The following is a 21,760-nucleotide window of genomic DNA, read 5'->3' as shown; positions in this document are numbered from 1 at the left end:
TTCGACTCCTTTTAAATTAGAACATATTGTTAACACATAAAAGTGCACCTACTTTACTTTGTGAACTTACTATTCCACACCTATATTCTACATTGAGCAGGGCCGATAATTTTCGGCTATATTGTTTTAATGCCCATAATACTGTAGAATACAAGATTGTTAAAGATAGCAAAATTATTGTATGAATCTTTAAAATGTTGCAAAATACAATGTCACTCTTTAAAATAAACTAATATTATGGATGTAGACTATGACAAAAAAGAAGAAAGCTGAAGAAGTTATACCTGATGTAATAAGAAGATTATCCAATAATGAAGCTATATCTACTAGTGACATTTCAAAAGAATATAATGTGTCAGAATCATCATTTAAGGAAAGACTTAAAGATGTCCGAGAAACATTTTATGAACATTTCTTTGAACCTGACAAAGGCACAGGTAAGTGGGTACGCACTGAACCATCGTTTCTTGAAAAAATGTTACTTACGCCAGAAGAAACTGTGGTATTAACAGGTATTTTACGGAATAGAAAATCTTTTGGGGAAAAACTTGCCCCTTGGGTTGATATTATTGTTGATAATTATGTAAAGAGAACTAAAACATCAGTTTTTAAACAAGATGTATTAGAAAAGATAGATGATGATTTGGAAATAGTTTTTGCTCGATTAAAATATGCTATAGAAGAGAAAAGAAAAATAAAATTTAAGAACAATGACGGATACATAGTTATGTATCCATACAAGATTATTAATCTTGAATACTATTGGTATATCTTGGGATATGAAGATTATTCAGAATATTGGATTGAAATAAAGAAAAAGCCAGAAATGACGAATAAAGTAAAAACATTTACGATAGCAAATATAAGAGATCTTGAAATACTAGATGACACATATAAGTATGATTTTTATAAAACAGAGAAAGAGTTAAAGAATGCTATGAACGCTTTTTTTAGTGTTGATGATGGTAGTGAAACTATAGAATTATTAGTCGTTAATTGGTTGGAAGATTATATCAAAAGAGCACCGTATTTTAGCGGATGGAGAAAAACTGACGAATATGAATTAATAAAAGATGAAAAGTATGATAAAGATATTAAATATATAGTTTATGAGATAAAGTCTAGTAATAAATATTACCAAGATGTTATCCCAACTATTTTGAAATATATTCCACATATTAGAGTTCGAAATGATGAAAAATTAGCTACACAAATTTTTGATGAAATTAAAAAGTTTGCAAATGCACACAATCGAAGAATAGAGGATATTGTTTAAATATCTTTTACGACAAATTTGCAACCAAAATCACAATAAAATTACAATAATCCGGAAAAGTAGACCGGCTTTAGGTGGTATTATTAGTTTAGAATGAGAGTGTAAATCTAACTGTGTAAACCTTAAAAAATAGATCTATTTTCTATAAACAGTGTCTATGAAAGTGAGCGCATTCCAAGCAGACAGTAAATTTTTTATATTTAAGCATCCTTAAGAATTTCTTCCCCAAGCAAATGCCATATCTCAGCTGTATTATAATCGCTCTCACTATATTCTTCATGATATGGGTATTCTTCAAGCAGTTGTTGAATCATTTGGTTTAATTCTCCTTTGGGCCATTCGGAAGATTTATTTTTATAAAGTTTAATTGAAATCAATGATAACAAGTGATATCGCAATAATTCTTTTTTTATATTAAAATCATCTTTTATAGTTGATACTAAATAATTACCATATGGGATAGCAGTTATCAAATAATTTTCTATTTCGTTAAATGGATTTATTCCAGGTTCTATGTTTAGTTCATCTATTGGGGTATGCATTTCAGAATTTGTCAAAGAACCTATAGAATCGCCAAATTGAGACAGTTCTTCAATATTTAAATGAAATTTATCTTGTCCTATGTGAGGTAAATCAATTCTTATCCAATAATATTTATAAGAATCAGACAATATGCATGATATCCTCGTTGTTGCGGAAGAACGAGTTCGAGCTGAAACTTCTTCTTTATCTAAAGGCTTAGGTTCTATAACGATATGCCAAATATCAAAAGTAAGGAATTTTTTATAGAGAAGTGAAATTAAAGATTTAATTGCTTTTTTTATTTTTATATTGTCTTCTTTTTTATACAGCTCAAGTAAAGAATAAAAAAATACATTAGAAAGAAATAATGGCTTTATTTTGTATATATCAATATTTAAAAACATCTGTTTGTCTAATTCATCGTTAAAAAATGTACCTTTTTCAAATATATTATAATATTCTAGTGAGGTTTTTATGTTATTACGAAGTGGATAATTCTTTAAATAAGAAGAATCTGGGTTTAGTAGTAAATTTATTTCCCTAGAAACTTCTATTGACAATTCAATCATTCTTGTTGATAAGGATTTAGTTATTTCCATGAATTTTTCAATACCAACCTCTCTTGAAAAAAGAAGACTTCCAATATATTCAATATTATTTTCTATTTCTTTCATTTATTGCTTCCTTCTATACATCTATACATCTTACATAAAATAGCTTTAAAAAGTAAAACAATGTGATTTTTTTTTGAAATTGTCTTCTTGGTATCAAGATTATTTGAATAAATGATTACTGTGCCCTAATTGTGCCCAAAAACGACTAAAAATGAAGAAATTGAAAATTTTGATAGAGCTACAAAGTCATTGTTTGCGGTCATTTGTAGTTTTTATTATGTTGTTTTAGAATTTCCAGTATCCGGAGCCATAGTAACTTCTTATAATAAAAGAATTACTTAAGTTCAACAACCTGTAGGTTTTGGAACATCTCTAAGTTTCAAACTAAATTGCCCAACTATAATATAATTTTAATGAGTATCGGTTACTGACACAAAACGCTGAACAATCTCACAAAACCTTAGCATTATTGTTGTATTTTTTATCTATTGATAGATTGTTGAATTAATACTAAATATTGAAAAGCTATTTTTAAAAAGTTGTTATTACAATGTTTTATTAGTAGTTTAGTATTACTGATTTAATATTTTTCCATTATTTAAGTATATGTCCTCGGCTCACATAATGGATACAACAAAGTCTATATTTGAAAATAAGATCCTTAAAAAGAAAAAGCATCCTGATGATAGGATTGATGAGTGAAAAATAGTGTATTACAGGCGCTTACTAGTCGCCTGTAATATTTAAAAGAGGGCAATGTGAATGTAATGGCGCTTACCTCACAGCTTTTAATAGCATCTCATCATCCTTTGATATAACAATCTTTGTGCCTCTACCATTAGGATTTTGAGTGCACTTTGCAATCATTCCTGATTCTTCAAATAATGTGATTGCCTGTCCGTTAGCTTTGCAGTTTTGAATTAAATTTTGTTCAATTTTTTGTAATTCACGATGCGCAACCTCCATGTCTGCTTGTTGGCTTTCGCCAATATATTCCAAATCTTTATTAGCACATTTTTTAAAGTTTAAAATACGTTTTGAAGTATTTGAAACAGCTATTACGCTAGATAAAGCACAATCATCAACTATGCCATTATAAGAAGTGTCATAGTTCACCAACGTAGAAGTTTTAAAAATATCTTGTTTATATTTGATCGTATTTAGTGCTAAATCCGTTTCTAATTTTCCTGCTTGCTTTGCAGCTATGTTATCGGCAGAACTTAACTCTTGTGTTGTATTTTTAGGAGCTATCAACTCGCTTGTAATTGTTGGATTGATATTATTTTCACTTAAAAACAATCCTGCCTCTTTTTCCACTAGCTTTAACTCACTACGATCATGAATCAGCTTGAAGTTATCATTATTGGAAGTATTTTTGCACCAAATGTACTCTTTATCATCTATGACATATGATGGGCGGAATTTTCTTGAATTATTATTATCAATTATTCCTTTTAATTTTTTGGCAATATAGTTATTCAACTCCATTGTATTACCATCGGTAGATTGACTAGAGATAAACACTTCCCCATCGTTAAAACTACATAGTCTATTTACTGTATCAAATAAACCATAGTTGTGTTTGCCTACTCCATCTGAGAGCATATCTTTAAAAGAGAGCCTGCTATGATATTTTTTGCTTTCTTCGTTTGCGTTTATCCATTTTTTTATGTATCCAAGTTTTTGTTGTTTGTCATGCTCTACATAGTAGTATCTAAAAAAAGAAGCCCTATAGCCTTGCATAGCCTTTTTTTGCGTCATATCTACACTATCAATAACATCAAGTATACGAAAGCCGTCTTTATCTGATTTACACTCATAAAATCCGCTATATGTTCCTCTCTCTTGTGCTTTAATGCTTTTAATAACATCATCATCTGTGGCAGCATGAAATAACGCACCAAGCATATTGTTTATAGCTTCACCACGTTGTCCATCAAAATGTCCCATATAATCAATAACAACATCGCCAAAAACATTTTTGCCACCAATGCTGTTGCAATAACCAACAGAATCCTCTATAAATGTTTTCATAGATTTATCGCCTTTTTGATCATACCCAAGCATGACATTCTCATCTTTTGTTTGAAAAATCGTAGTATTTTCATTTTCTGCAAAAATACCAAGTAAAGCACGACTATCTGGATGTTTCTTAATCATATAGTCTTTTAAATCAACTGCTTCGTCTGAAGCACTAAGAACAGATGCACAGACAAAAAGCAAACTTATACCTTTTTTCAATAAACTCATTTAACATTTCTCCTATTTTTTTAAAATTAATTTGAATGCAGGATTGAGGGAGTGGCTAATCGAAATTAACTCCGTCTTAATAGCTTCCGCAGTAAGTTCGGCTTGTTCACGCATTTCTGCTTTTTTAGCATTAATCTCTTCAAGCTCTTCTTCTGTATAAGGGATAATGCCTCTTCTCTTTAGCTCTCGCTCTTCTCTTTCAATATCTTTTCTTTTTTTCTCAATCCACAATCTATCTTCTTCTGAAAGTGCCATTTTGAACCCTTTGTTTTATTTTTATAAAAAGCAACAGTCTTATTATGTTCTATAGAACATTTCAAAACAATTCTAACAACTATAAACTTATACATACTTTACCTATAGGACATTATGCATATTTTGAATGATTTGACTCCAGCAGAACTAGAAAATTTCTATCGAGATATTGGGAAAAATGTCAAAAATGCAAGAAAAGAAAAAAAGATTTCTCAAATGCAGTTAGCGCTAGCTATAGGTCATAACTCTGTTGGACACATTGCAAAAGCCGAGCTCTACAAATACGACAAACATTTTAGTTTAGAGCAGCTTTTTAAAATATCTCGTATTTTAGACATATCTTTACATGAGTTAATACCGGAATAGAAAATAATTTTCCTAAATGCGTACATTTTAAACAAATATTTTTCTATTTTGCTCTTCTTTTTCTAACATTCAGACTGATTCACAAACTCTGTATTCTCATCAAAAACCTCCACTCCATAAGATATTAAATCAGTATCAAAATATTTATACATCGCATCAGCGATTTCGCAGTTTACAACTTTTAAAATCCCCTCCGTATGTTCTATAATCTCATTTCCACTGTTTATAGCATAAGATAGAAATACTCTATTTAGCTCATCTTTTTTAATAAGCATCCTATAGTTTTTTAAAATCAGATAATTTTCCATTAAAGACTTTCTTTGACATGTACAATATTTTGTGCAAGACAACTACTCTTCCACCACACAAAGTCTTATCTCCAAGAGCATATCATCTCTTTTAAAGTACTCATTTTTATACATCTCCCAGTTGCTGTTTTTACTTACAAGCATCTTTTGGTTATTAGTAATGCCGGTTGAGCAAAGGAGCGTCTTTTGATTTTCAAACGCCTCTACTTTTTCATCCATATCGAATGAGTTCATATAATTAATGCCTAGTTTTAGCAGATATGCGATTCCCATAAATATGCTTCCAACGATAACTATGATCACCAAACTCTCTAAAAAACGCTTCATTTCTTTGTCTCCTTTGTTAAAACAGCTTCATAAAAAGCTCTCTAATCTTGCGGTATCGCTCATACTTTACTATTACGACTACTACACCTATAAATATACCAATCCCTAGATATAGAAGCAGCGGCGGCTCATTTGAAGGCGGAAGAAACTCTCTTATAAGTATCAGTGTATCTTGATTTAAAACCATTGCTACTCTCTTTCATTACACCTAGATATGGAAACTATCTTGTCTTCTTTGACAAACTCATCTTTTTCTATACTCCATCCGTTTTTGTTGCTTACCAAAAAACTATCATAGCCGTCTCTGCATATAAACTCTTGATTGCTCTGCAAAAAAGCTTTTTTCTTATCGTCATTATCTAGTTCTAAGATGTACCCGAACACTTTAAAAAACCCTAATAGCATAAGAAGAAAAACTCCTATTGCTACTGCTGCTACAATTATCTTCTCAACTTTTTTTTTCATTCTTGCACCTTTTTTGGTTTTTTATAGTCTCTTGTATGGAAGCGTTTTTAAAAACATCAAAGTGCTAAAAACAAGAAGTGCAGTTTGGAGTTGCTCAGGCATCATTTTTTAACTCACTTTTATCTTCCGCAAACTCATGTGAGAGAATCTTCTCTCTTTGGATGATGCAGTACTCCTTGTATCTGCAGATATATTTAGAGTGCACTTCTCTCTTATGCACTCCCGAAACCGTGTATGTTCCAAAGAGCCAGAAGAGCGAACTCTTTTTTATAAGCTCTTTTGGGTGTTTGCAAAGAAGCTTTTCATAATCACTTCCCATAGCGCTGTGTTCACTATAGATTGTCTGTCTTCCCTCTATAGTATAGATGCCATCCTCGTTCAAGGAGAGCGTTGCATCGAAAAAAACACTATGCATCTCTCTATGCCCTATATAGTAAAAACGTTCGTCTACGGGATTGACAAGTATCTCTCTGTTGCGCTCACGTATTAAGATATTGACATTGCTGTAGAGTATCTTTGGCATTGAAATTCCTTTTTAGAGTTTTTTTGAAGTTATTAATACAACCACTCTTGAGACTTTAAATTTAACTACCAATTTAAAATATTTGTGGCTAGTAGAATTGTAGCTCTCTTATTCTTAATTTTTTATTTAACTACCAAATTATGATATAATTAGTCACTTTTAAAAAAGGGGTGTTGTTTGAAGAGTTTTTCAGAGTTCCTTCAAGAGCTTGTTCCAGGATTTGAAATAGTTAAACTCGCAGATTTGACATGTAAAATTGCGAATATCTCTAAGGTACGCATAGGTGATGAGAAAAAAAGAACATTTATTGAGTATGATGAGATTTCACTAAACGACTTGGATCTACTCGGGGTAATTCAAGTTCCGCCACAGTCTAAAGATTTAGGTCCTGCAAATGCCACCTCTATCCGTTCACAAGCGCTACAAGAGAATGATTTAGTTCTTACACACAGAGGAACTCTCTTTAAGGTCGGCATTGTTGGCAATCATTATAGAAGAGTTATTGTTGGAAATAATTCTATGATACGAATTCAATTTCATAATAAACACAAAGCAAAAGAGCTGGCGTTATTTGTGCAGGCATATCTTCAACTGCCAATAGTAAAAGAATACCTAGGCAATCAGATAACATGCGAATCCAAAGAGAGGCGCATTCTCAGTTCGGCGATGCTTGCCAACCTTCCCATACCTAATTACAAAGAGAGTGAAAAATTCTCTTTTTTAGAGCTTTATTATAGACGTGCCGAAATGTGCTATCTAGCTCAAAATATTTTACAAGAGGCTGAGCGCATTGTAAAATATACACAGGAGCTAAAGAATACTTCTATATTTGATGCGATAAATCGTGAAAATTCCATAAATGAGATTCTTTACAAGGATGATACACAGCTTAAGGTCTTAGAGAAAATATTAAATGAGGTCAGAGAGATAAAATAAAAGTAGTTAATGCTATCTCGAAGAAGAACACAGATAGATATCTATAAAAGATTAATTTGAGTGTTATATTTGATTGCTATTTATGCAAAACTTTCTCTAATTTTTCAATTGCTATTAATCTATCTGCCTTCCCCATCTTATCCAAATTAAGTTGCTTCCATTTAATTGATGGAAGTTCAATTATATTTTCATATGGTAAAAGCTTCCAGTTAGGACTTCCCTTTTTAAATCCAATTAAAAATTCTTTGTGCTTGTGTGTCAATTTTTGGTTTATTGTTGAGATAAGCTCTTCTCTTGTATCTTCAAGTACTTTTAAATCTACTGGTTCAATAGTCATACCAACAAACTGCTCTTCATAGATTTTACTAATATCAATTAAATTTGGTTCCAAAATCTTTGAAATCGGCTGATTTGAGCTTATAAGATAAACAATAAACACATCCATCAAACTCTCACTTATTCCTTCATTATCTAAAAGTCCTCTAACATCAAAAAAATCTCTCGGATGTTGTCGATCAAGTGCTGCACATATTTTACCAGCATATAAATCATCAAAATGTACAACACTTGTCATAGCAAAACCGAATATCTCTTGGACTTTCAATGTATTTTGCATCATCTGAGGCTCTTTTACTGTACCTCTTGTGACAGGAGAAGCTTCAATTTTGATTCTAACCCCTTTCCTTTCAACTTGAAGTTTTGAAAGTTCACTATTATTTCTTTGATACAACCTGTTTACTTTTGAAAATTTGATTTGTTTTTCAATTTTTTGTGCAATCTCTTCAAAAATCATTGAAATATTTTTTAAACTCTCATCCCTTGGTTCAACTGGCAAATACATTAAATCGATATCAACTGAGAGTCTTGGAAAATCTCTTATAAACAAATTTATAGCTGTACCACCCTTAAGTGCAAAAAAATCATCCATAGTAACATGTGGCAAAACTTCTATAAGCAATTCTACTTGTTTAAAATAGATACTATTTTGATTCATTTGTAAAACCTTTCGGTATCGTGATAAGATATTTTTTATCCATTATTCCACCTTTTACTATCTGCATTTTTCCACTGCCAAACTCTATATCATCTATTTTTACAAACTTTTTCCATTGATGATTATAAAAATCCATCAAAAAACAAAATAATCTTAGGACTTTTTTACTTTCACATTTAGCTAAAAGCTCGTTGATGAGATTTGGTCTAAGGGTTGTTAATCCTTCGAATATCTCTGCTACAAACTCAAAACTCATCCCATCAACTTCTACTAGATAAAGTAACTCAAATATTGCTCTCTCAGGCGTTGAAATAGTTATCTCATATTCTTGAATATTGGATGAGATTTTTTTCAAACCTATTGAATCAAAATATGGTTTTTTGTAAAGTACTACTTTATTTGAAATATCAATATTCTTAAGCCATGCAGGAAAATTATTTTCTCCATACAAGGTCATTTTATTCTCATCTCCAAAAAGCAGATAGTGTGCAAACCCTTGAAGTTCTAATGCTTTCAATCCACCAATATGATAGAGAAGCTCCATAAAACTTTGAATTCCAACAACTAGACCTTGCCATGTGTAGTTTTTTGGATTTTGTATATAAGCACTTTTTCCTAAAGTATGAAGCCAACCGCTATTGACATATTCATATCTTAATTGTCTTGATATACCGTTTTTTTCAAGCCATGAAGCAGATACTACAACTCCGCTTGGTAACAATTCATATAGTTGTTTTAATTTTGTATTGTTTTGTATAGTCATAGTTGACATTTTACATTATTCTAAAACAAAGTTTACTTAATGTTTTATAAATATATAAATATGTAAACTTAAACTTTACATATAGTACATTTATTGAAACAAAATAAATTAGATAACTATAGATAGGGATTATTAATGCAAAACTGCATAACTTGCCAAACTGCGAAAGATCAACAATAATGAGTACACGATGAGAAGAATTTTATTCTCTATGAAAAGATTTTAAACTGTTAACTTCAAAAGTAAAATTTCAATGTATATTTTTTCAATATTCCTTGTCTAAAAACTTGACTATTTTATCAAAACAATCAATTTTAGAGAAGAATAAAACTTGATAACAATCCCTTGAAATAGAGATTTTATAATTTAAAAGATGCAAAAAATGTCTTCATAATAGACTCTTATTTTCAACTTTCATACCCTACTTTATACGATTTTTTTTACTTCTTAATATCTTATATTTTTTTACTATAAACTTTACCAAAATTATCAACTTTTAGTAAAGTAGTTTTTTGTAATAGCTAAAATCTAATTTTGATTTCTTAAAACCTCAACACTTTTTTTGATTGCTTCAAGAAGATTGAGGATATCCCCCCTTTTTTGTGAAAAATGTATGCTTATCCTAACCCATCCTGGTTTATCTGCCAATACAATCTGGTCTTTTAGCCCAAGCAAATCATGCCCATAAGGTCCTGCGCATGAACAGCCAGCTCTTGTCTGAATGCCATATATTTTAGAGAGGATTTTACATATGTCGTATGGGTTTAGATTGCCAATATTGAAAGAGACGATGCCTATATTTTTCTCTTTTTTATTACCATATATTTCACAGCTCGGTATCTTTTGAAGTTCGTTTATAAATAGTTTTAATAGTTTACTTTTTTGCTTATCTATAAAATCAAAACCTATCTCATTTCTAAGCTGATACGCTAAAGAGGCTCTGATTAGCTGCAAAATACCAGGAGTGCCTGCATCTTCTCTTGTCTGCAAATCACTATCATAAGAGTGCTTTGTCTTGCTGACATACGAGACTGTTCCTCCTCCTGCAAATGTTGGTGGCAGCGAGGAGTCAATGATATTTTTATTTATTATTAACAGCCCACATGAACCAGGACCCCCTAAAAGTTTATGAGGGGACAAGAAGAGTGCATCAAATAGATTGCAATCTATGTTTATATATGGCGAGGATGCAGCTGCATCAAAACACACAACAGCATTATATTTTCTCAGCAACTTTGATATTTTTTTATATGGGGTTATGATGCCTGTTACATTAGATGCCACACAAAAAGAGCCTATTATATCTCTGTCTATATTTTCTTTTAAAATCTCTTCAAATTCCTTAAAATTTATCAAACCATTCTCATCAAGTCCAATCCGTACAACCTCGCAAAACGCCTCTCTATAACTAACCTCATTTGAGTGGTGCTCATACGGTCCCACAACAACCAATGGCATATCTTTTTTGTCTATATCTATTTTATATCTCTTGATGGTCGCTGGTGGAATATAGATACCTACTAACTCTTGAAATCGTTTTATGGCTGCCGTTGCACCACAACCGTTTGGTATGATTATAAACTCTTCACTAAGCTCTAGGCTCTGATATAGATTTTCTCTTGCCTGAACATAATATTCACTCGTCGTAGCCGCCATTTTTGCCTCTTTGGAGTGCGTATTTGCATAGGTCTGCAGTACTTCCATAAGACGCTCTTCGACAAGGTCATATGCTAAACCAGAAGCCGTATAATCAAAATAGTGTTTTTTATGTAAACCAATTGTATGACAAAGAAGTTCATCCTGAATCTCCTCTTTGTTTTTAAGAAGTGGGCGAAATATATCTTTAACCATGAGTTGTTCTTCCTATGGCGTAACTATGAAAGTTTTTATAATCACTTTTAATGTAATCTTTTATTAACTCTTCAACTATCCTAAGGGCATCATCTGGAATAAATTTAATGCCGGTTTTTCTCCCGAAGTTACTTTTTTCACCCTCAAGATAACCTCCCAAAATAAGCTCAAATCCAGATACAAATTTTCCATTCTCCTCAACTTTACATCCAAGCAGTCCAACATCAACAATATTTGGATGCGCACATGAGTTGGGACATCCATTAACGCTAAAAGAGATTGGCTCATTAAACTTTGGAAATCTTTTTTCCAGATAAATTATTAGTTTTTCAGCCAACTCTTTTGTCTCAGAAATTGCAAATTTACAAAAATTCATACCGGTACAAGAGAGGGTTCTTGCCCTAAATGGTGAAGGATAGGCTTCAATCCCTATCTTTTTAAGCTTTTTTACCATTTTTGGAGCATTTACGGTAGGAACATCTGCAATTACAAAATTTTGTGTTGTTGTTAATTTTATATATGTAGCATTGTATTTTTTTAACAACTCTAAAAGCCCATACAGTCCATCAGCTCCGATTCTTCCACCGACAACAGAACAACCGATATAGCTTCTACCATCCTCTATGCTATTGTGTATCCCAAAGTGTTCTCTTTTTTCGTATGGAGTGCACTCCTGTAAATCCTCTTTTTTTAAAACAAAATCTATATTTTTATGTAAAATTTCAATAAATTTTTCAACTCCCCATAAATCAAGCAGATGTCCCAATCTCGCTCTGTTTCTGTCGTCTCTATTTCCATATTTTTTATATATCTCAGTTACGGCTTTAGTAACCGCCAGAACTTGCGGTGGTCTAACATAACCTATATAAGAAGCTATGCGCCTGCTTGAAGCAAGACCACCACCGACACTTACATCAAAAAATATCTCACCATCTTCAGTTTCTCTTGCATTAAAACTCAAATCATGTATCTCGTGAGAAGTGCAGTACTTATTGCATCCGCTAATACTTACTTTATATTTTCTAGGAAGATTTGACAACCTAGGATTTGCATCAAAATATCTGTTAATATTTTTAGCTATAGTTTTTACACCGTATATCTGCTCTTTGTTTATTCCATCCACAGGGCAAGTAACAACATTTCTTGGAACATCACCAGCTGCAAAAACTGTTCGCAGATTAACTTTTGTTAATTTTGCAAAAATCTCCGGTAAATCTTTTATTTTTATGAAATGAAACTGTATATCTTGTCTTGTCGTAAAATCTGCAGTTTTTCTTGCATAATTATCTGAGATATAAGCAACAGCCTCTATCTGTTTTAAATCGAGCTCACCTTCAAAAAGCTTTACTCTTAACATAAAATATTGTGTTAAGTCATCTTTATCCTGAAGGTTTCTATTTTGAGTATAGAGTCCATACCATTTAAAACGGTCTATATCTTCCATATCAATCTCTTCGTCACTCTTAGCATAACGATATATATCGTTTAAAACATCAAGCCCATCTTTGGCTTTTTTTATCCGCTCAACTCTTTGAGCTTTTGTCTCTTTTATCATTTTAACTCCTAAAAAACCTCTCTGCTTTGCCAATGAGGAAAATGTTTTCTCACCAGTGCATTTAACTCAACTTCAAACTCACTAAACTGTGAAACCTTTGCGTTATATTCTGATTTTTGCACAATCATTCCAGCTCCAACAGTATTATTTGTAACTCTGTCAATGACTATAAAACTTCCCATTACCTTGTTTTTGCTATACGAGTCATAAGCCAAAGCACTCTGCAAATCAAGTTTTGCATGTCCTATTTCATTAAGATTTAGCAGGTTTGCACTCTGTTGTTCAAGAGTGTTTACATCTGTTTTGTAGTAAAACTTATCTATGCTTCCAACACTCAAAGATGAAGCCCTTTTTATAAAATACTGTTTATGCTTTAGCAGTGGCTCTTCACTCATCCAGACAATATTTACATCAAATGTATCACTGCTATCTGGCTGTTCATCGCTTTTTACTATGATATCACCTCGGCTTACATCTATCTCATCTTCCAAAATAATCGTAACTACCTGCTGAGCGTATGCGTAATTTAAATTCCCATCATAGGTCACTATATCTTTTACCCTTGAGCTCTTTTTTGAAGGCAAAACCGTAATATTGTCGCCGACACTTACAACACCCGAAGAGATAGTTCCGCAAAAGCCTCTAAAATCAAGGTTTGGTCTGTTTACATACTGAACCGGCATTCTAAAGTGAACTAAATCTCTATCACTTCCTATCTCTATGTTTTCTAGCAGATGCAAAAGTGTCTCGCCTTTGTACCATGGAGATTTTTCACTCCTATCAACTACATTGTCACCATTAAGTGCCGAGAGAGGGATAAGCGTTATGTCATCACTAAGCCCAAGCTCTTTTGCAAAAGAGAGATAGTCTCTTGATATCTTCTCATATACATCTTGACTAAAACCGACCAAATCCATCTTATTTACGGCAACTACTATATGTTTAATCCCAAGCAATTTTGCTATAAAAGAGTGTCTTTTAGTTTGAGTTTGAATCCCGTATCTTGCATCTATTAAAATAATCGCCAAATCCGCCGTGCTCGCACCCGTTGCCATATTTCTAGTGTATTGTTCATGCCCAGGGGTATCTGCGATGATAAATTTTCGCTTATCAGTTGTAAAATATCTGTACGCAACATCTATAGTAATCCCCTGCTCTCGTTCACTCTGTAAACCATCAACCAAAAGCGAGAGGTCAAATTCTCCCTCAGTTGTACCGCTTTTTTTGCTATCTTTTTTTATGGCTGCTAGCTGATCTTCAAAAATCATCTTTGAGTCATGCAAAAGCCTCCCAATTAGCGTACTTTTACCATCATCAACACTTCCGCTCGTAATAAATCTAAGAAGCTCTTTATTCTCATGTTCTTTGAGATAGCTCTCAATATCCTCTGCTATTTTTGTCTCTAAAACTGACATGTTAAAAATACCCCTCTATTTTTTTCTTCTCCATTGAACCACTAGAATCATTGTCTATAACTCGTCCTTGTCTCTCGCTAGTCTTCGTTAAAAGCATCTCTTGAATAATCTCCGGCAAAGTTTTTGCATTTGACTCAACCGCTCCAGTTAGAGGATAACACCCCAAAGTTCTAAAGCGAACAATCTCCTCTTTGATGACCTCGCCATCTTCAATTGGCACTCTCTCATCATCCACCATTATCTTGACTCCGTCTTTTTCAACGATTGCTCTTTTTTTTGCAAAATAAAGAGGAACAATAGAAATCCCCTCTAAATAAATATACTGCCAAACATCAAGTTCCGTCCAGTTTGATAGCGGAAAAACCCTTATGCTCTCACCTTTATGGACTCTTGCATTATACAAACTCCATAGTTCTGGTCTCTGATTTCTTGGGTCCCATCTGTGGTTTTTATCCCTAAATGAGTAGATTCTCTCTTTTGCTCTAGACTTCTCCTCATCTCGTCTTGCTCCCCCAAATACCGCATCAAACTTGTACTTGTTTAGAGCCTGTTTAAGAGCCTGCGTTTTCATGATGTCAGTATGAACTGCTGAGCCGTGAACAAATGGATTTATATCCTTCTCTATACCCTCGGGGTTGGTATGAACTAGAAGCTCAAAACCCTCCTCTTTGGCTCTTTTGTCACGAAACTCTATCATCTCCTTAAACTTCCATCTTGTATCTACATGCAGAAGCGGAAACGGCAGTTTTGCCGGAAAAAAAGCTTTGAGTGCGAGATGGAGCATCACGGCGGAATCTTTGCCCACAGAGTACATCATCACGGGATTGTCAAATTCCGCTACCACCTCTCTGAGTATATGAATCGATTCCGCTTCTAGCTGTTTTAAATGTGTCAATCTCTTTGTATCTATCACTTTTTATCCTTTATGTGCAGTCCGCACTCTTTGTGCCGTGAGTTTTCCCACCACCATCTTCCACTTCGTATATCTTCGCCCTCTTTTACAGCTCTTGTGCAAGGTTCGCATCCTATACTCGGATACCCTTTATCATGCAGAGCGTTATATGGAACTTTGTTGTTTTTGATATATTCCCAAACATCCTTCTCGCTCCACGAAACTAAAGGGTTAAATTTAATGAGAGCATTTCCTTCATCCCACTCAAAAAGACGCATCTCTTCACGCGTAACACTCTGTTCGGCTCTAAGTCCTGTAATCCAAATATCAACACCATTTAAAGCTCTCTTTAGAGGTGCTATTTTTCTAGCATAACAGCACTCTTTTCTGTTTTGAACTGATTCGTAAAATCCATTGGCTCCCTGCTCATAATATAGCTTTTCTACATCTTTGCTCTCTGGAAAATAGACAGTTATTTTTCTGTTATATTTTAAGTTTGTGCTACCCATAACATCATATGTCGATTGCGGAAGCCTTCCTGTATCAAGAGTAAATATACTCACCTCTTTATCAATCTTAAATATCATATCTGTAAGCACTTGATCCTCGGCTCCAAAACTTGTTGAAAAGGAGACTTGACCCTTATAGGTTTTTAAAAACATCTCTAGAGTTTCTCTGGCTGAATATCCTTCAAATTGTTTAATAAATGTTGTTATATTTTCTTTCATAATATGTTCCCTAAATACTGTAATCATTGCTCGTTGCCTTGTATCTTCCAAGACCTATTTTATTCCATACTCTCTCATGATAATAGTACAAAATCATTTTTGTAAAGAGCTCAATAGAGCCGATTGATGCAGCCATTTTAAGACTGCCTGTAACAAGATAAGATATAACCATCGTATCAAGCGTTCCAACCGCTCTCCATGAAACAGTTTTTACAATGGACCTATATGCTTTTTCTTGCATTTTGATTATCCTTTATTGTCATATAATCCAGAGCTTAAATATCTCTCTCCAGTATCACACAGGATGGTAACAATTGTCTTAAATCTGTTTTCGGCTCTTTTGGCGACCAGCGCAGATACAAACACATTAGCACCTGAAGATATACCAACTAAAAGCCCCTCATTTTTTGCTAGCTCTCTTGAGGTATTGATTGCATCTTTATCGCTCACTTTTATTATCTCATCATAAATAGCACTGTTCAACACTTCTGGAATAAATCCTGCACCAATTCCCTGTATTTTATGCGAACCAACTTCCTCTCCTGAGAGCACAGCTGAGTTTTCTGGCTCCACTGCAATTATTTCAATATTTGGATTATATGCCCTTAACTCGCTTCCTATTCCGGTTATCGAGCCACCAGTTCCAACGCCCACAACTAAAATATCAATTTTTCCATCCGTATCTTTTAGTATCTCTAGTCCTGTTGTTTTTCTATGTATATCAGGATTTGCCATATTAGAAAACTGCCTAAGAATCAAGCTGCAATCTAGCTCTGCAGCAATTTTTTCAGCCATGTCAACCGCACCAACCATTCCATATTTGGCTTCCGTTAAAACAACTTTAGCTCCCAATGCCCTTAAAAGCTGAATTCTCTCAAGACTCATTGAGTCGGGCATAGTTAAAATAAGCTTCAACCCCAAACTTGCGCATACGCTCGCTATTGCAATTCCTGTATTTCCGCTAGTTGCTTCAATAACTGTTGTGTTTTCAGTAATGAGTCCCTGTTTTAACGCCTCTTGAATCATATTATTTCCAATTCTGTCTTTTATGGAGTGTGTTGGATTCATAAACTCACACTTACCTAATATAAGTGCATACTCACTAGCAGTTTTTAGTTTAACCAAAGGAGTATTTCCGATAAGCTCCGTTACATCTTTTGCGTATCTCATAATGACACCACCTCGATACCTTTATGTTTTAGCAACTCATAAAACTTACACGCTACACACTCGCTATCTATTATCTCAACTGCTTTCCAAATACCAAAAACCACAATCAACAAAAAAGAGATATGAGTCTCTCTAAAATATTCTGCAAATAAAATAATAAACAGTATTGTCAGTCCAATATGCGACGCAAACTCTTTGGCTAGCTCATCTGCAGGTTTTTGCTTTAACCCAATCAACCTTACTACCTGCAAGGATATTATGTACAAGGGACTAAGAAAAGGTGCTACATAGATACGCACAAAAAAATCATAAATTAAGATATAAATAATAGAGATATCCCCAATAAATAGATAAATACCTATTAAAAAAATTACCAGCGTAGCATGTATGCGAGTCTGATTTTCATCAACTATGTTCAATCTTTTATTTTTAATTTGTCTCATTTCGTCTCCCATTTATATAATTGAGCGAAAGTATAGTAAATTAACACAACAATGTCAAGCGATATTGTTGTGTTGTTCATGACTAAATTACTATACTTATGATAAAATACTGTATATAAGGTAGTTAAATCACATAAATAAATATCTTAATCACAAGTAAATAACTATACATTATTTATGATATACAATATACTTTGCTTGTTAAATATTCAACGAGGTAGAGGAGCATTTCATTTTAAAAAATATTGCTAGGTGTTGCGTCAACCATAAATTATATTTGTTTGATTACTTAACTAATCAAACCTAGCGCAAATAGCAACTCATTACGGGATATTTTATATATTAATTGTATAATTTTCAATATTAATGAGTAAAGGGAATAGAGATGATAGATGCTGAGTTTAGAAGTGAAGAAAAGTTTGTCAAATTATCCATAGCATATAGAGGGGAAGAGGAGAGTAAGCTTGTCTGCTCTACAATTGACTCCATTGTTGCAAAGCATACTTTAAAACCAGAGATGTATACATGTAGCATATCTAACGGGAGAGAAGTTCTTGTAATAGAATATCATAATGATCCAAACCGTGAAGCTGGTGCCATCTTTGAAGAGATAATGAAAACTCTTAACATTGACAAATGCAACTAAAAAAATATTTCTGATATATTAAAAACACAAGATAAGGAAAAAAAATGGCAGAAGAAAAAAAAGAAAGTAAAGAAGCATCAGAAAAAACAGTAAAAAAATCAAATATGCTGATGATAATTATCATAGCTGTATTGGTGTTAATAATAGTGGCAGGTGCCGTTGTAGCAGTTCTTTTAATGAGTCATGATGGAGAAGATGTAAACACCAAAGGTACTCATCCAGCTACAGAGCAGAGTGCATCTCATGGATCAGAAAACCCTGCACCAAGCAAACCAAAAATAAGCTCAGAAGATGTGGAATCAAGAAAACTAAGTCAAATAGGCACTCTGTATCCACTAGAGACATTTACTGTAAACTTAAAAAGCGAAGATGGCAGAAGATATCTCAAAGCAGCTATCTCATTAGAGCTAGATGGCAAGGAGCTTGATAAAGAGCTAGAGACAAAAACTGCAGTTTTAAGAGATAGAATCATTAGAATTTTATCATCAAAAACACTTGAAGAGATCTCTTCAAAAAAAGGTAAACAGCAAGTCTCAGATCAAATCATTGAAACGCTTAATTCTATGATTGTAGATGGAAGCATAAAAGGTATATATTTTACGGAATTCGTTATCCAGTAGATGATTGGGATAGATCTTGTAAAAACCTCTCGCATAAATCGTTCTTTAGAGCGATTTGGGCAAAAATTTCTTCAAAAATTTCTCTCAAGCGACGAAATAACTTTAATCAAAAATCATAAAACAGTATCTGGATTTTGGGCAGCAAAAGAGGCGTGCTCCAAAGCTCTTGGAGTTGGGATTGGTTCTGAATGTGGTTTTTATGATATTAAAATTTACAAAACAGAAAAAGGTGCTCCAAAGATATCTCTATCACAAAGAGTTGTAGAAAATTTTAAAATTAAAGATATTAGTTTATCAATAACTCACGATGGAGAGTATGCAATAGCCGTTGTGGCAATAGAATCAACCGCCTCCAACAAAATCTAGCAGTTCTAATTTATCATCACTTCTCATTGGGTAACTATCCCACTCTTTTTGCTTTACGATCTCCATATTAACAGCCGCCGCCATAACTTTATCAACAAGCCCTAACTCTCTTAGGACTTCGCCCAAAGTTAGTTCATCCTCAAACTCTTTTTGTTCACCATTAATTATTAGCTTCATATCTCTTCTTTAAATGGAATCAATTTTTTTTAAAAATCAATAGTGTTTTATCTTTTGTATCGTAGAGAGAAAAAGTCTGCTTTTCTACAAGCTTCAACGCCGATAACTTCTCGAAGACTTTGATTTTATGATAATACTGAATAATTGTGTCTTGATATTTTGTGTACGAAGCATCTTGATTTTTCTCAAAAAAAGTAAATTTTGTATGAAGCTCATCGTTTTCAAACAGAGCATCTACTACTAAAAATTCTTTATCATTTTCACTACTCATTGTGCCTTCAGCGACATCACGAAAGCCATAAAGGGTGTTTATATCCGCCATAAAAACTCCACTCTCATTTAGTTTATCTGCAACTGCATCTAAGAACTTCAACAACTCCGCTTCATTTAAAAAGTTTAGTACATCAAATATCGCGACAACTGCATCATATTTTCCATCAACTTTGCTTACATCCAAACACTCAGCATCAAAGCCATGTTCCTTGCACTCTTCAACCATAACAGCACTTAAATCAATCCCTTTGCATTTAACACCATCGCTAATCATACGCTTCATAAAACCGCCACGACCACATCCAACATCTAAAAGTGTTTTTATGCCATACTCGTCTAATTCTGAGCGATAAAGATCATAAAGAGCCTCAGTCGCCTCTTCTATGCCTAAAAGATGTTCGGTTTTTGCATAAAGGTCTAAATTTGTCATTATTCTTTTTGCTCTGCTTTTATAACTGTTTCTATCTTTTTATATATGTCTAAAATTTCATCTTTTTTTGCAATATAGCTATTTTTATTGGCAATCAGATAAGTTGAAGATCTCATAATATCCTCCACAACCTCTAAGCCATTCTGCTCCATAGTAGCACCAGTTTCTACAACATCAACTATCATATCAGCGAGTCCAATTAGCGGTGCAAGCTCTATTGAACCATAAAGCTTTATAATATCTACAGAAACAGCACGCTCTTCAAAGTAGCGCTTCGTGATATTTACCATTTTTGTTGCTACTTTTATTTCAGATTTATTAAGATCAAGTTTTTCACCCTTTTTCATACCAATAGCAACTTTACAAACGCCACGCTTTAGGTCTAAAAGGCGAATAACATCAAGTCCCTGCTCTTCCAGCGTGTCGAGCCCAACCACACCAATATCTGCTGCTTGATGAAAGACATAAGTAGCTACATCTTGATTTCTCACAAGCAAAAAACGAAAATTTGGAGTATCTAGTATTAATTTTCTATCATCGAAAGCAAAACTATCACCAAAAATAGTCTCAAAAATCTCTAAAGTCTCTTTTGCAATACGACCCTTTGGAAGTGCAACTCTTAGCATAAATTAGCCTTTTTCATAATATTTTTCATACCTTTAAATATCAATAACTCATCAACAGATGCGCTTTTAAATATTTTACTAAACTCTTTTGCATATCCACCAGTCAGGTAAATCTCCATATTGTGCGACATCACTTCAACAAAAAGTGTTTTTATAAATCCATAACTTATAGCGTCTTGCGAGTTTTTTGGCATTTTATCTAAATCAAGCTCAAAATTAAATGAGCACTCAAGCGCACTTGATATATTTTTGTAAGCCTCACCCATAGCTTTAACCCCAGGATATATAAATCCGCCCTGAAAAATCCCATCTTTTACAAGATCTACAGTAATAGCGCTTCCAGCATCTACAACTATGCCATTTTGGATTGCCTCACACGCCGCAACTCTATCTATCCCCATACCCTTGTAGTATTTTAATGTATCTATATACAGTGACAAATCAATCCAATTTTCTAAAAATTTTACTCTGCTTTTTAAATTGGAATTTACACAAATATAGTAAATTTTTTCTGTAATTACAGATGGGCCAAATGAAGTAACGCTCTCTTTGTAATCTCTGCTTCCATCAAAAAAATGTACAGAGGTATTTCCAATATCGCAAAGAAGCATTATTTTATCTTCCAACCTTGAGCCAAAAATGCCTCTTTGGCTTTTGTGCAAAGTGGAGCATCTATAAAAATTATTTTGTGTTTAAAATTATGTCCGCAATAAAGTGTTAATTTTGTATATATCTCTTCAAATTTATGTAAATCTTTCATAAGTAGTTTACTCTTTTGACTAACGGCAAAAATAGCCCAAAAATAGCCTGTAATGTCCGTTGCTTTATAAATTTTTATTCTATTTCTTACACCTAAATCCTTAGGAGCAATTTCAATCATTTTTTTATAAATTTTTCCCTGTTTTCTTAAGGAATCCACAACAATTTGCATTTTATATATTGCCTTAATAGAGTATTTTTAAATTTTAG

Annotated in this window: 29 protein-coding genes; 6 read left to right on the top strand and 23 right to left on the bottom strand. The window is 33.2% G+C overall.

The window, feature by feature from the left end; translation table 11 throughout:
* The first annotated feature begins 250 nt into the window (after positions 1-250).
* On the top strand, positions 251-1,276 hold the full coding sequence (locus tag PHV22_RS02040) for a WYL domain-containing protein (protein WP_299945416.1): 1,026 nt from the start codon (positions 251-253) through the stop codon (positions 1,274-1,276).
* A 200-nt stretch (positions 1,277-1,476) separates the two neighbouring features.
* On the opposite strand, the gene PHV22_RS02035 is transcribed toward PHV22_RS02040, so the two are convergent.
* From PHV22_RS02035 to PHV22_RS02025, 3 genes are all read right to left on the bottom strand, one after another.
* Positions 1,477-2,472 carry a hypothetical protein gene (locus PHV22_RS02035; RefSeq protein ID WP_299945413.1) on the bottom strand — a complete coding sequence of 332 codons (996 nt, stop codon included), beginning with the start codon at positions 2,470-2,472 and terminating at the stop codon, positions 1,477-1,479.
* A 714-nt stretch (positions 2,473-3,186) separates the two neighbouring features.
* Positions 3,187-4,662: a hypothetical protein gene (locus PHV22_RS02030; protein WP_299945410.1), complete on the bottom strand. Its 1,476-nt coding sequence runs from the start codon at positions 4,660-4,662 to the stop codon at positions 3,187-3,189.
* A gap of 12 nt (positions 4,663-4,674) precedes the next feature.
* Complete coding sequence (locus tag PHV22_RS02025) at positions 4,675-4,917, bottom strand: hypothetical protein (protein WP_299945406.1); 243 nt, start codon at positions 4,915-4,917, stop codon at positions 4,675-4,677.
* A gap of 114 nt (positions 4,918-5,031) precedes the next feature.
* On the opposite strand from PHV22_RS02025, the gene PHV22_RS02020 reads away from it, so the two are divergent.
* Entirely contained in the window at positions 5,032-5,283 is a 252-nt protein-coding gene (locus PHV22_RS02020) for a helix-turn-helix transcriptional regulator (RefSeq protein ID WP_299945403.1), read from the top strand.
* A gap of 62 nt (positions 5,284-5,345) precedes the next feature.
* Here PHV22_RS02020 and PHV22_RS02015 read toward each other — a convergent pair whose 3' ends face one another.
* From PHV22_RS02015 to PHV22_RS01995, 5 genes are all read right to left on the bottom strand, one after another.
* Entirely contained in the window at positions 5,346-5,591 is a 246-nt protein-coding gene (locus PHV22_RS02015) for a hypothetical protein (protein ID WP_299945400.1), read from the bottom strand.
* Between the two features lie 42 nt (positions 5,592-5,633).
* Positions 5,634-5,918, bottom strand: a complete 285-nt coding sequence (locus PHV22_RS02010) for a hypothetical protein (protein WP_299945397.1) — start codon at positions 5,916-5,918, stop codon at positions 5,634-5,636.
* 16 nt (positions 5,919-5,934) lie between these two features.
* Positions 5,935-6,105 carry a hypothetical protein gene (locus PHV22_RS02005; protein WP_299945394.1) on the bottom strand — a complete coding sequence of 57 codons (171 nt, stop codon included), beginning with the start codon at positions 6,103-6,105 and terminating at the stop codon, positions 5,935-5,937.
* A gap of 2 nt (positions 6,106-6,107) precedes the next feature.
* Positions 6,108-6,383, bottom strand: coding sequence for a hypothetical protein (locus PHV22_RS02000; protein WP_299945391.1), 276 nt, complete (start codon positions 6,381-6,383; stop codon positions 6,108-6,110).
* Between the two features lie 94 nt (positions 6,384-6,477).
* Positions 6,478-6,906: a hypothetical protein gene (locus PHV22_RS01995; RefSeq protein WP_299945388.1), complete on the bottom strand. Its 429-nt coding sequence runs from the start codon at positions 6,904-6,906 to the stop codon at positions 6,478-6,480.
* A 177-nt stretch (positions 6,907-7,083) separates the two neighbouring features.
* Here PHV22_RS01995 and PHV22_RS01990 point away from each other — a divergent pair, with 177 nt between their 5' ends.
* Positions 7,084-7,842, top strand: a complete 759-nt coding sequence (locus PHV22_RS01990; protein ID WP_299945385.1) for a hypothetical protein — start codon at positions 7,084-7,086, stop codon at positions 7,840-7,842.
* Positions 7,843-7,918: 76 nt separating this feature from the next.
* Here the strand turns inward: PHV22_RS01990 and PHV22_RS01985 are convergent, their stop codons facing one another.
* From PHV22_RS01985 to PHV22_RS01940, 10 genes are all read right to left on the bottom strand, one after another.
* Positions 7,919-8,836: a nucleotidyl transferase AbiEii/AbiGii toxin family protein gene (locus tag PHV22_RS01985; protein ID WP_299945382.1), complete on the bottom strand. Its 918-nt coding sequence runs from the start codon at positions 8,834-8,836 to the stop codon at positions 7,919-7,921.
* Positions 8,823-9,608, bottom strand: a complete 786-nt coding sequence (locus tag PHV22_RS01980) for a type IV toxin-antitoxin system AbiEi family antitoxin domain-containing protein (RefSeq protein ID WP_299945380.1) — start codon at positions 9,606-9,608, stop codon at positions 8,823-8,825. Before PHV22_RS01980 ends, PHV22_RS01985 begins: the two co-directional genes overlap by 14 nt.
* A 519-nt stretch (positions 9,609-10,127) precedes the next feature.
* Positions 10,128-11,450, bottom strand: a complete 1,323-nt coding sequence (locus PHV22_RS01975) for an aminotransferase class V-fold PLP-dependent enzyme (RefSeq protein ID WP_295021194.1) — start codon at positions 11,448-11,450, stop codon at positions 10,128-10,130.
* Positions 11,443-13,005, bottom strand: a complete 1,563-nt coding sequence (locus PHV22_RS01970) for a nitrite/sulfite reductase (RefSeq protein ID WP_295021196.1) — start codon at positions 13,003-13,005, stop codon at positions 11,443-11,445. The genes PHV22_RS01975 and PHV22_RS01970 overlap by 8 nt, the downstream gene beginning before the upstream one ends.
* A gap of 8 nt (positions 13,006-13,013) precedes the next feature.
* Positions 13,014-14,420, bottom strand: a complete 1,407-nt coding sequence (cysN, locus tag PHV22_RS01965; RefSeq protein WP_295021198.1) for a sulfate adenylyltransferase subunit CysN — start codon at positions 14,418-14,420, stop codon at positions 13,014-13,016.
* Position 14,421: 1 nt separating this feature from the next.
* On the bottom strand, positions 14,422-15,333 hold the full coding sequence (cysD, locus tag PHV22_RS01960) for a sulfate adenylyltransferase subunit CysD (protein WP_295021200.1): 912 nt from the start codon (positions 15,331-15,333) through the stop codon (positions 14,422-14,424).
* Complete coding sequence (locus PHV22_RS01955; protein ID WP_295021202.1) at positions 15,330-16,040, bottom strand: phosphoadenylyl-sulfate reductase; 711 nt, start codon at positions 16,038-16,040, stop codon at positions 15,330-15,332. Before PHV22_RS01955 ends, cysD begins: the two co-directional genes overlap by 4 nt.
* Before the next feature lie 10 nt (positions 16,041-16,050).
* A complete protein-coding gene (locus tag PHV22_RS01950; protein WP_295021204.1) occupies positions 16,051-16,281 on the bottom strand; it encodes a DUF2061 domain-containing protein in 231 nt (76 codons plus the stop codon).
* A gap of 5 nt (positions 16,282-16,286) precedes the next feature.
* Positions 16,287-17,210, bottom strand: a complete 924-nt coding sequence (gene cysK / locus PHV22_RS01945) for a cysteine synthase A (RefSeq protein WP_295021206.1) — start codon at positions 17,208-17,210, stop codon at positions 16,287-16,289.
* A complete protein-coding gene (locus PHV22_RS01940; RefSeq protein ID WP_299945373.1) occupies positions 17,207-17,653 on the bottom strand; it encodes a DUF4395 domain-containing protein in 447 nt (148 codons plus the stop codon). Before PHV22_RS01940 ends, cysK begins: the two co-directional genes overlap by 4 nt.
* 385 nt (positions 17,654-18,038) lie before the next feature.
* Between PHV22_RS01940 and PHV22_RS01935 the strand changes: the two genes are divergently transcribed.
* Genes PHV22_RS01935 through acpS form a run of 3 tightly spaced genes read left to right on the top strand, consistent with a single transcriptional unit; the run spans position 18,039 to position 19,285 of the window.
* Positions 18,039-18,299, top strand: a complete 261-nt coding sequence (locus PHV22_RS01935; protein WP_295021209.1) for a hypothetical protein — start codon at positions 18,039-18,041, stop codon at positions 18,297-18,299.
* 44 nt (positions 18,300-18,343) lie between these two features.
* Complete coding sequence (gene fliL / locus PHV22_RS01930; RefSeq protein ID WP_295021211.1) at positions 18,344-18,919, top strand: flagellar basal body-associated protein FliL; 576 nt, start codon at positions 18,344-18,346, stop codon at positions 18,917-18,919.
* Positions 18,920-19,285, top strand: coding sequence for a holo-ACP synthase (gene acpS / locus PHV22_RS01925; protein WP_295021213.1), 366 nt, complete (start codon positions 18,920-18,922; stop codon positions 19,283-19,285).
* Here the strand turns inward: acpS and thiS are convergent.
* The 5 genes from thiS to PHV22_RS01900 are packed head-to-tail and all read right to left on the bottom strand — an operon-like array spanning position 19,262 to position 21,671.
* Positions 19,262-19,462 carry a sulfur carrier protein ThiS gene (gene thiS / locus PHV22_RS01920; protein WP_295021215.1) on the bottom strand — a complete coding sequence of 67 codons (201 nt, stop codon included), beginning with the start codon at positions 19,460-19,462 and terminating at the stop codon, positions 19,262-19,264. The two genes, acpS and thiS, sit on opposite strands and share 24 nt — an antisense overlap.
* A gap of 19 nt (positions 19,463-19,481) precedes the next feature.
* Entirely contained in the window at positions 19,482-20,165 is a 684-nt protein-coding gene (locus tag PHV22_RS01915) for a class I SAM-dependent methyltransferase (protein ID WP_295021217.1), read from the bottom strand.
* Entirely contained in the window at positions 20,165-20,791 is a 627-nt protein-coding gene (gene hisG, locus PHV22_RS01910) for an ATP phosphoribosyltransferase (RefSeq protein WP_295021220.1), read from the bottom strand. The genes PHV22_RS01915 and hisG overlap by 1 nt, the downstream gene beginning before the upstream one ends.
* Complete coding sequence (locus tag PHV22_RS01905) at positions 20,785-21,417, bottom strand: type III pantothenate kinase (RefSeq protein ID WP_295021221.1); 633 nt, start codon at positions 21,415-21,417, stop codon at positions 20,785-20,787. Before PHV22_RS01905 ends, hisG begins: the two co-directional genes overlap by 7 nt.
* Positions 21,402-21,671 (bottom strand): hypothetical protein, encoded by a 270-nt coding sequence (locus PHV22_RS01900; protein ID WP_295021223.1) that lies wholly within the window; start codon positions 21,669-21,671, stop codon positions 21,402-21,404. Before PHV22_RS01900 ends, PHV22_RS01905 begins: the two co-directional genes overlap by 16 nt.
* Positions 21,672-21,760: the final 89 nt, after the last annotated feature.

Origin of the sequence: Sulfurimonas sp. (genome assembly GCF_028713515.1) — a bacterium.
GTDB lineage: Bacteria > Campylobacterota > Campylobacteria > Campylobacterales > Sulfurimonadaceae > Sulfurimonas.
Note: the sequence above shows the minus strand (reverse complement) of the source record. Positions and strands in the feature narration are given on the sequence as shown.

What these genes read in the sequence shown, in the direction of transcription:
- PHV22_RS01935 (WP_295021209.1), top strand. Translation starts at nt 18,039, where the DNA reads ATGATAGATGCTGAGTTTAGAAGTGAAGAAAAGTTTGTCAAATTATCC.
- PHV22_RS02005 (WP_299945394.1), bottom strand. Translation starts at nt 6,105, where the DNA reads ATGGTTTTAAATCAAGATACACTGATACTTATAAGAGAGTTTCTTCCG.
- PHV22_RS01915 (WP_295021217.1), bottom strand. Translation starts at nt 20,165, where the DNA reads ATGACAAATTTAGACCTTTATGCAAAAACCGAACATCTTTTAGGCATA.
- acpS (WP_295021213.1), top strand. Translation starts at nt 18,920, where the DNA reads ATGATTGGGATAGATCTTGTAAAAACCTCTCGCATAAATCGTTCTTTA.
- PHV22_RS02035 (WP_299945413.1), bottom strand. Translation starts at nt 2,472, where the DNA reads ATGAAAGAAATAGAAAATAATATTGAATATATTGGAAGTCTTCTTTTT.
- fliL (WP_295021211.1), top strand. Translation starts at nt 18,344, where the DNA reads ATGGCAGAAGAAAAAAAAGAAAGTAAAGAAGCATCAGAAAAAACAGTA.
- PHV22_RS02020 (WP_299945403.1), top strand. Translation starts at nt 5,032, where the DNA reads ATGCATATTTTGAATGATTTGACTCCAGCAGAACTAGAAAATTTCTAT.
- thiS (WP_295021215.1), bottom strand. Translation starts at nt 19,462, where the DNA reads ATGAAGCTAATAATTAATGGTGAACAAAAAGAGTTTGAGGATGAACTA.
- PHV22_RS01955 (WP_295021202.1), bottom strand. Translation starts at nt 16,040, where the DNA reads ATGAAAGAAAATATAACAACATTTATTAAACAATTTGAAGGATATTCA.
- PHV22_RS02040 (WP_299945416.1), top strand. Translation starts at nt 251, where the DNA reads ATGACAAAAAAGAAGAAAGCTGAAGAAGTTATACCTGATGTAATAAGA.
- PHV22_RS01970 (WP_295021196.1), bottom strand. Translation starts at nt 13,005, where the DNA reads ATGATAAAAGAGACAAAAGCTCAAAGAGTTGAGCGGATAAAAAAAGCC.
- PHV22_RS02025 (WP_299945406.1), bottom strand. Translation starts at nt 4,917, where the DNA reads ATGGCACTTTCAGAAGAAGATAGATTGTGGATTGAGAAAAAAAGAAAA.
- PHV22_RS01985 (WP_299945382.1), bottom strand. Translation starts at nt 8,836, where the DNA reads ATGAATCAAAATAGTATCTATTTTAAACAAGTAGAATTGCTTATAGAA.
- PHV22_RS01950 (WP_295021204.1), bottom strand. Translation starts at nt 16,281, where the DNA reads ATGCAAGAAAAAGCATATAGGTCCATTGTAAAAACTGTTTCATGGAGA.
- PHV22_RS02000 (WP_299945391.1), bottom strand. Translation starts at nt 6,383, where the DNA reads ATGAAAAAAAAAGTTGAGAAGATAATTGTAGCAGCAGTAGCAATAGGA.
- PHV22_RS01940 (WP_299945373.1), bottom strand. Translation starts at nt 17,653, where the DNA reads ATGAGACAAATTAAAAATAAAAGATTGAACATAGTTGATGAAAATCAG.
- PHV22_RS02015 (WP_299945400.1), bottom strand. Translation starts at nt 5,591, where the DNA reads ATGGAAAATTATCTGATTTTAAAAAACTATAGGATGCTTATTAAAAAA.
- PHV22_RS02030 (WP_299945410.1), bottom strand. Translation starts at nt 4,662, where the DNA reads ATGAGTTTATTGAAAAAAGGTATAAGTTTGCTTTTTGTCTGTGCATCT.
- PHV22_RS01975 (WP_295021194.1), bottom strand. Translation starts at nt 11,450, where the DNA reads ATGGTTAAAGATATATTTCGCCCACTTCTTAAAAACAAAGAGGAGATT.
- PHV22_RS02010 (WP_299945397.1), bottom strand. Translation starts at nt 5,918, where the DNA reads ATGAAGCGTTTTTTAGAGAGTTTGGTGATCATAGTTATCGTTGGAAGC.
- cysK (WP_295021206.1), bottom strand. Translation starts at nt 17,210, where the DNA reads ATGAGATACGCAAAAGATGTAACGGAGCTTATCGGAAATACTCCTTTG.
- PHV22_RS01900 (WP_295021223.1), bottom strand. Translation starts at nt 21,671, where the DNA reads ATGATTGAAATTGCTCCTAAGGATTTAGGTGTAAGAAATAGAATAAAA.
- hisG (WP_295021220.1), bottom strand. Translation starts at nt 20,791, where the DNA reads ATGCTAAGAGTTGCACTTCCAAAGGGTCGTATTGCAAAAGAGACTTTA.
- PHV22_RS01995 (WP_299945388.1), bottom strand. Translation starts at nt 6,906, where the DNA reads ATGCCAAAGATACTCTACAGCAATGTCAATATCTTAATACGTGAGCGC.
- PHV22_RS01980 (WP_299945380.1), bottom strand. Translation starts at nt 9,608, where the DNA reads ATGTCAACTATGACTATACAAAACAATACAAAATTAAAACAACTATAT.
- cysN (WP_295021198.1), bottom strand. Translation starts at nt 14,420, where the DNA reads ATGTCAGTTTTAGAGACAAAAATAGCAGAGGATATTGAGAGCTATCTC.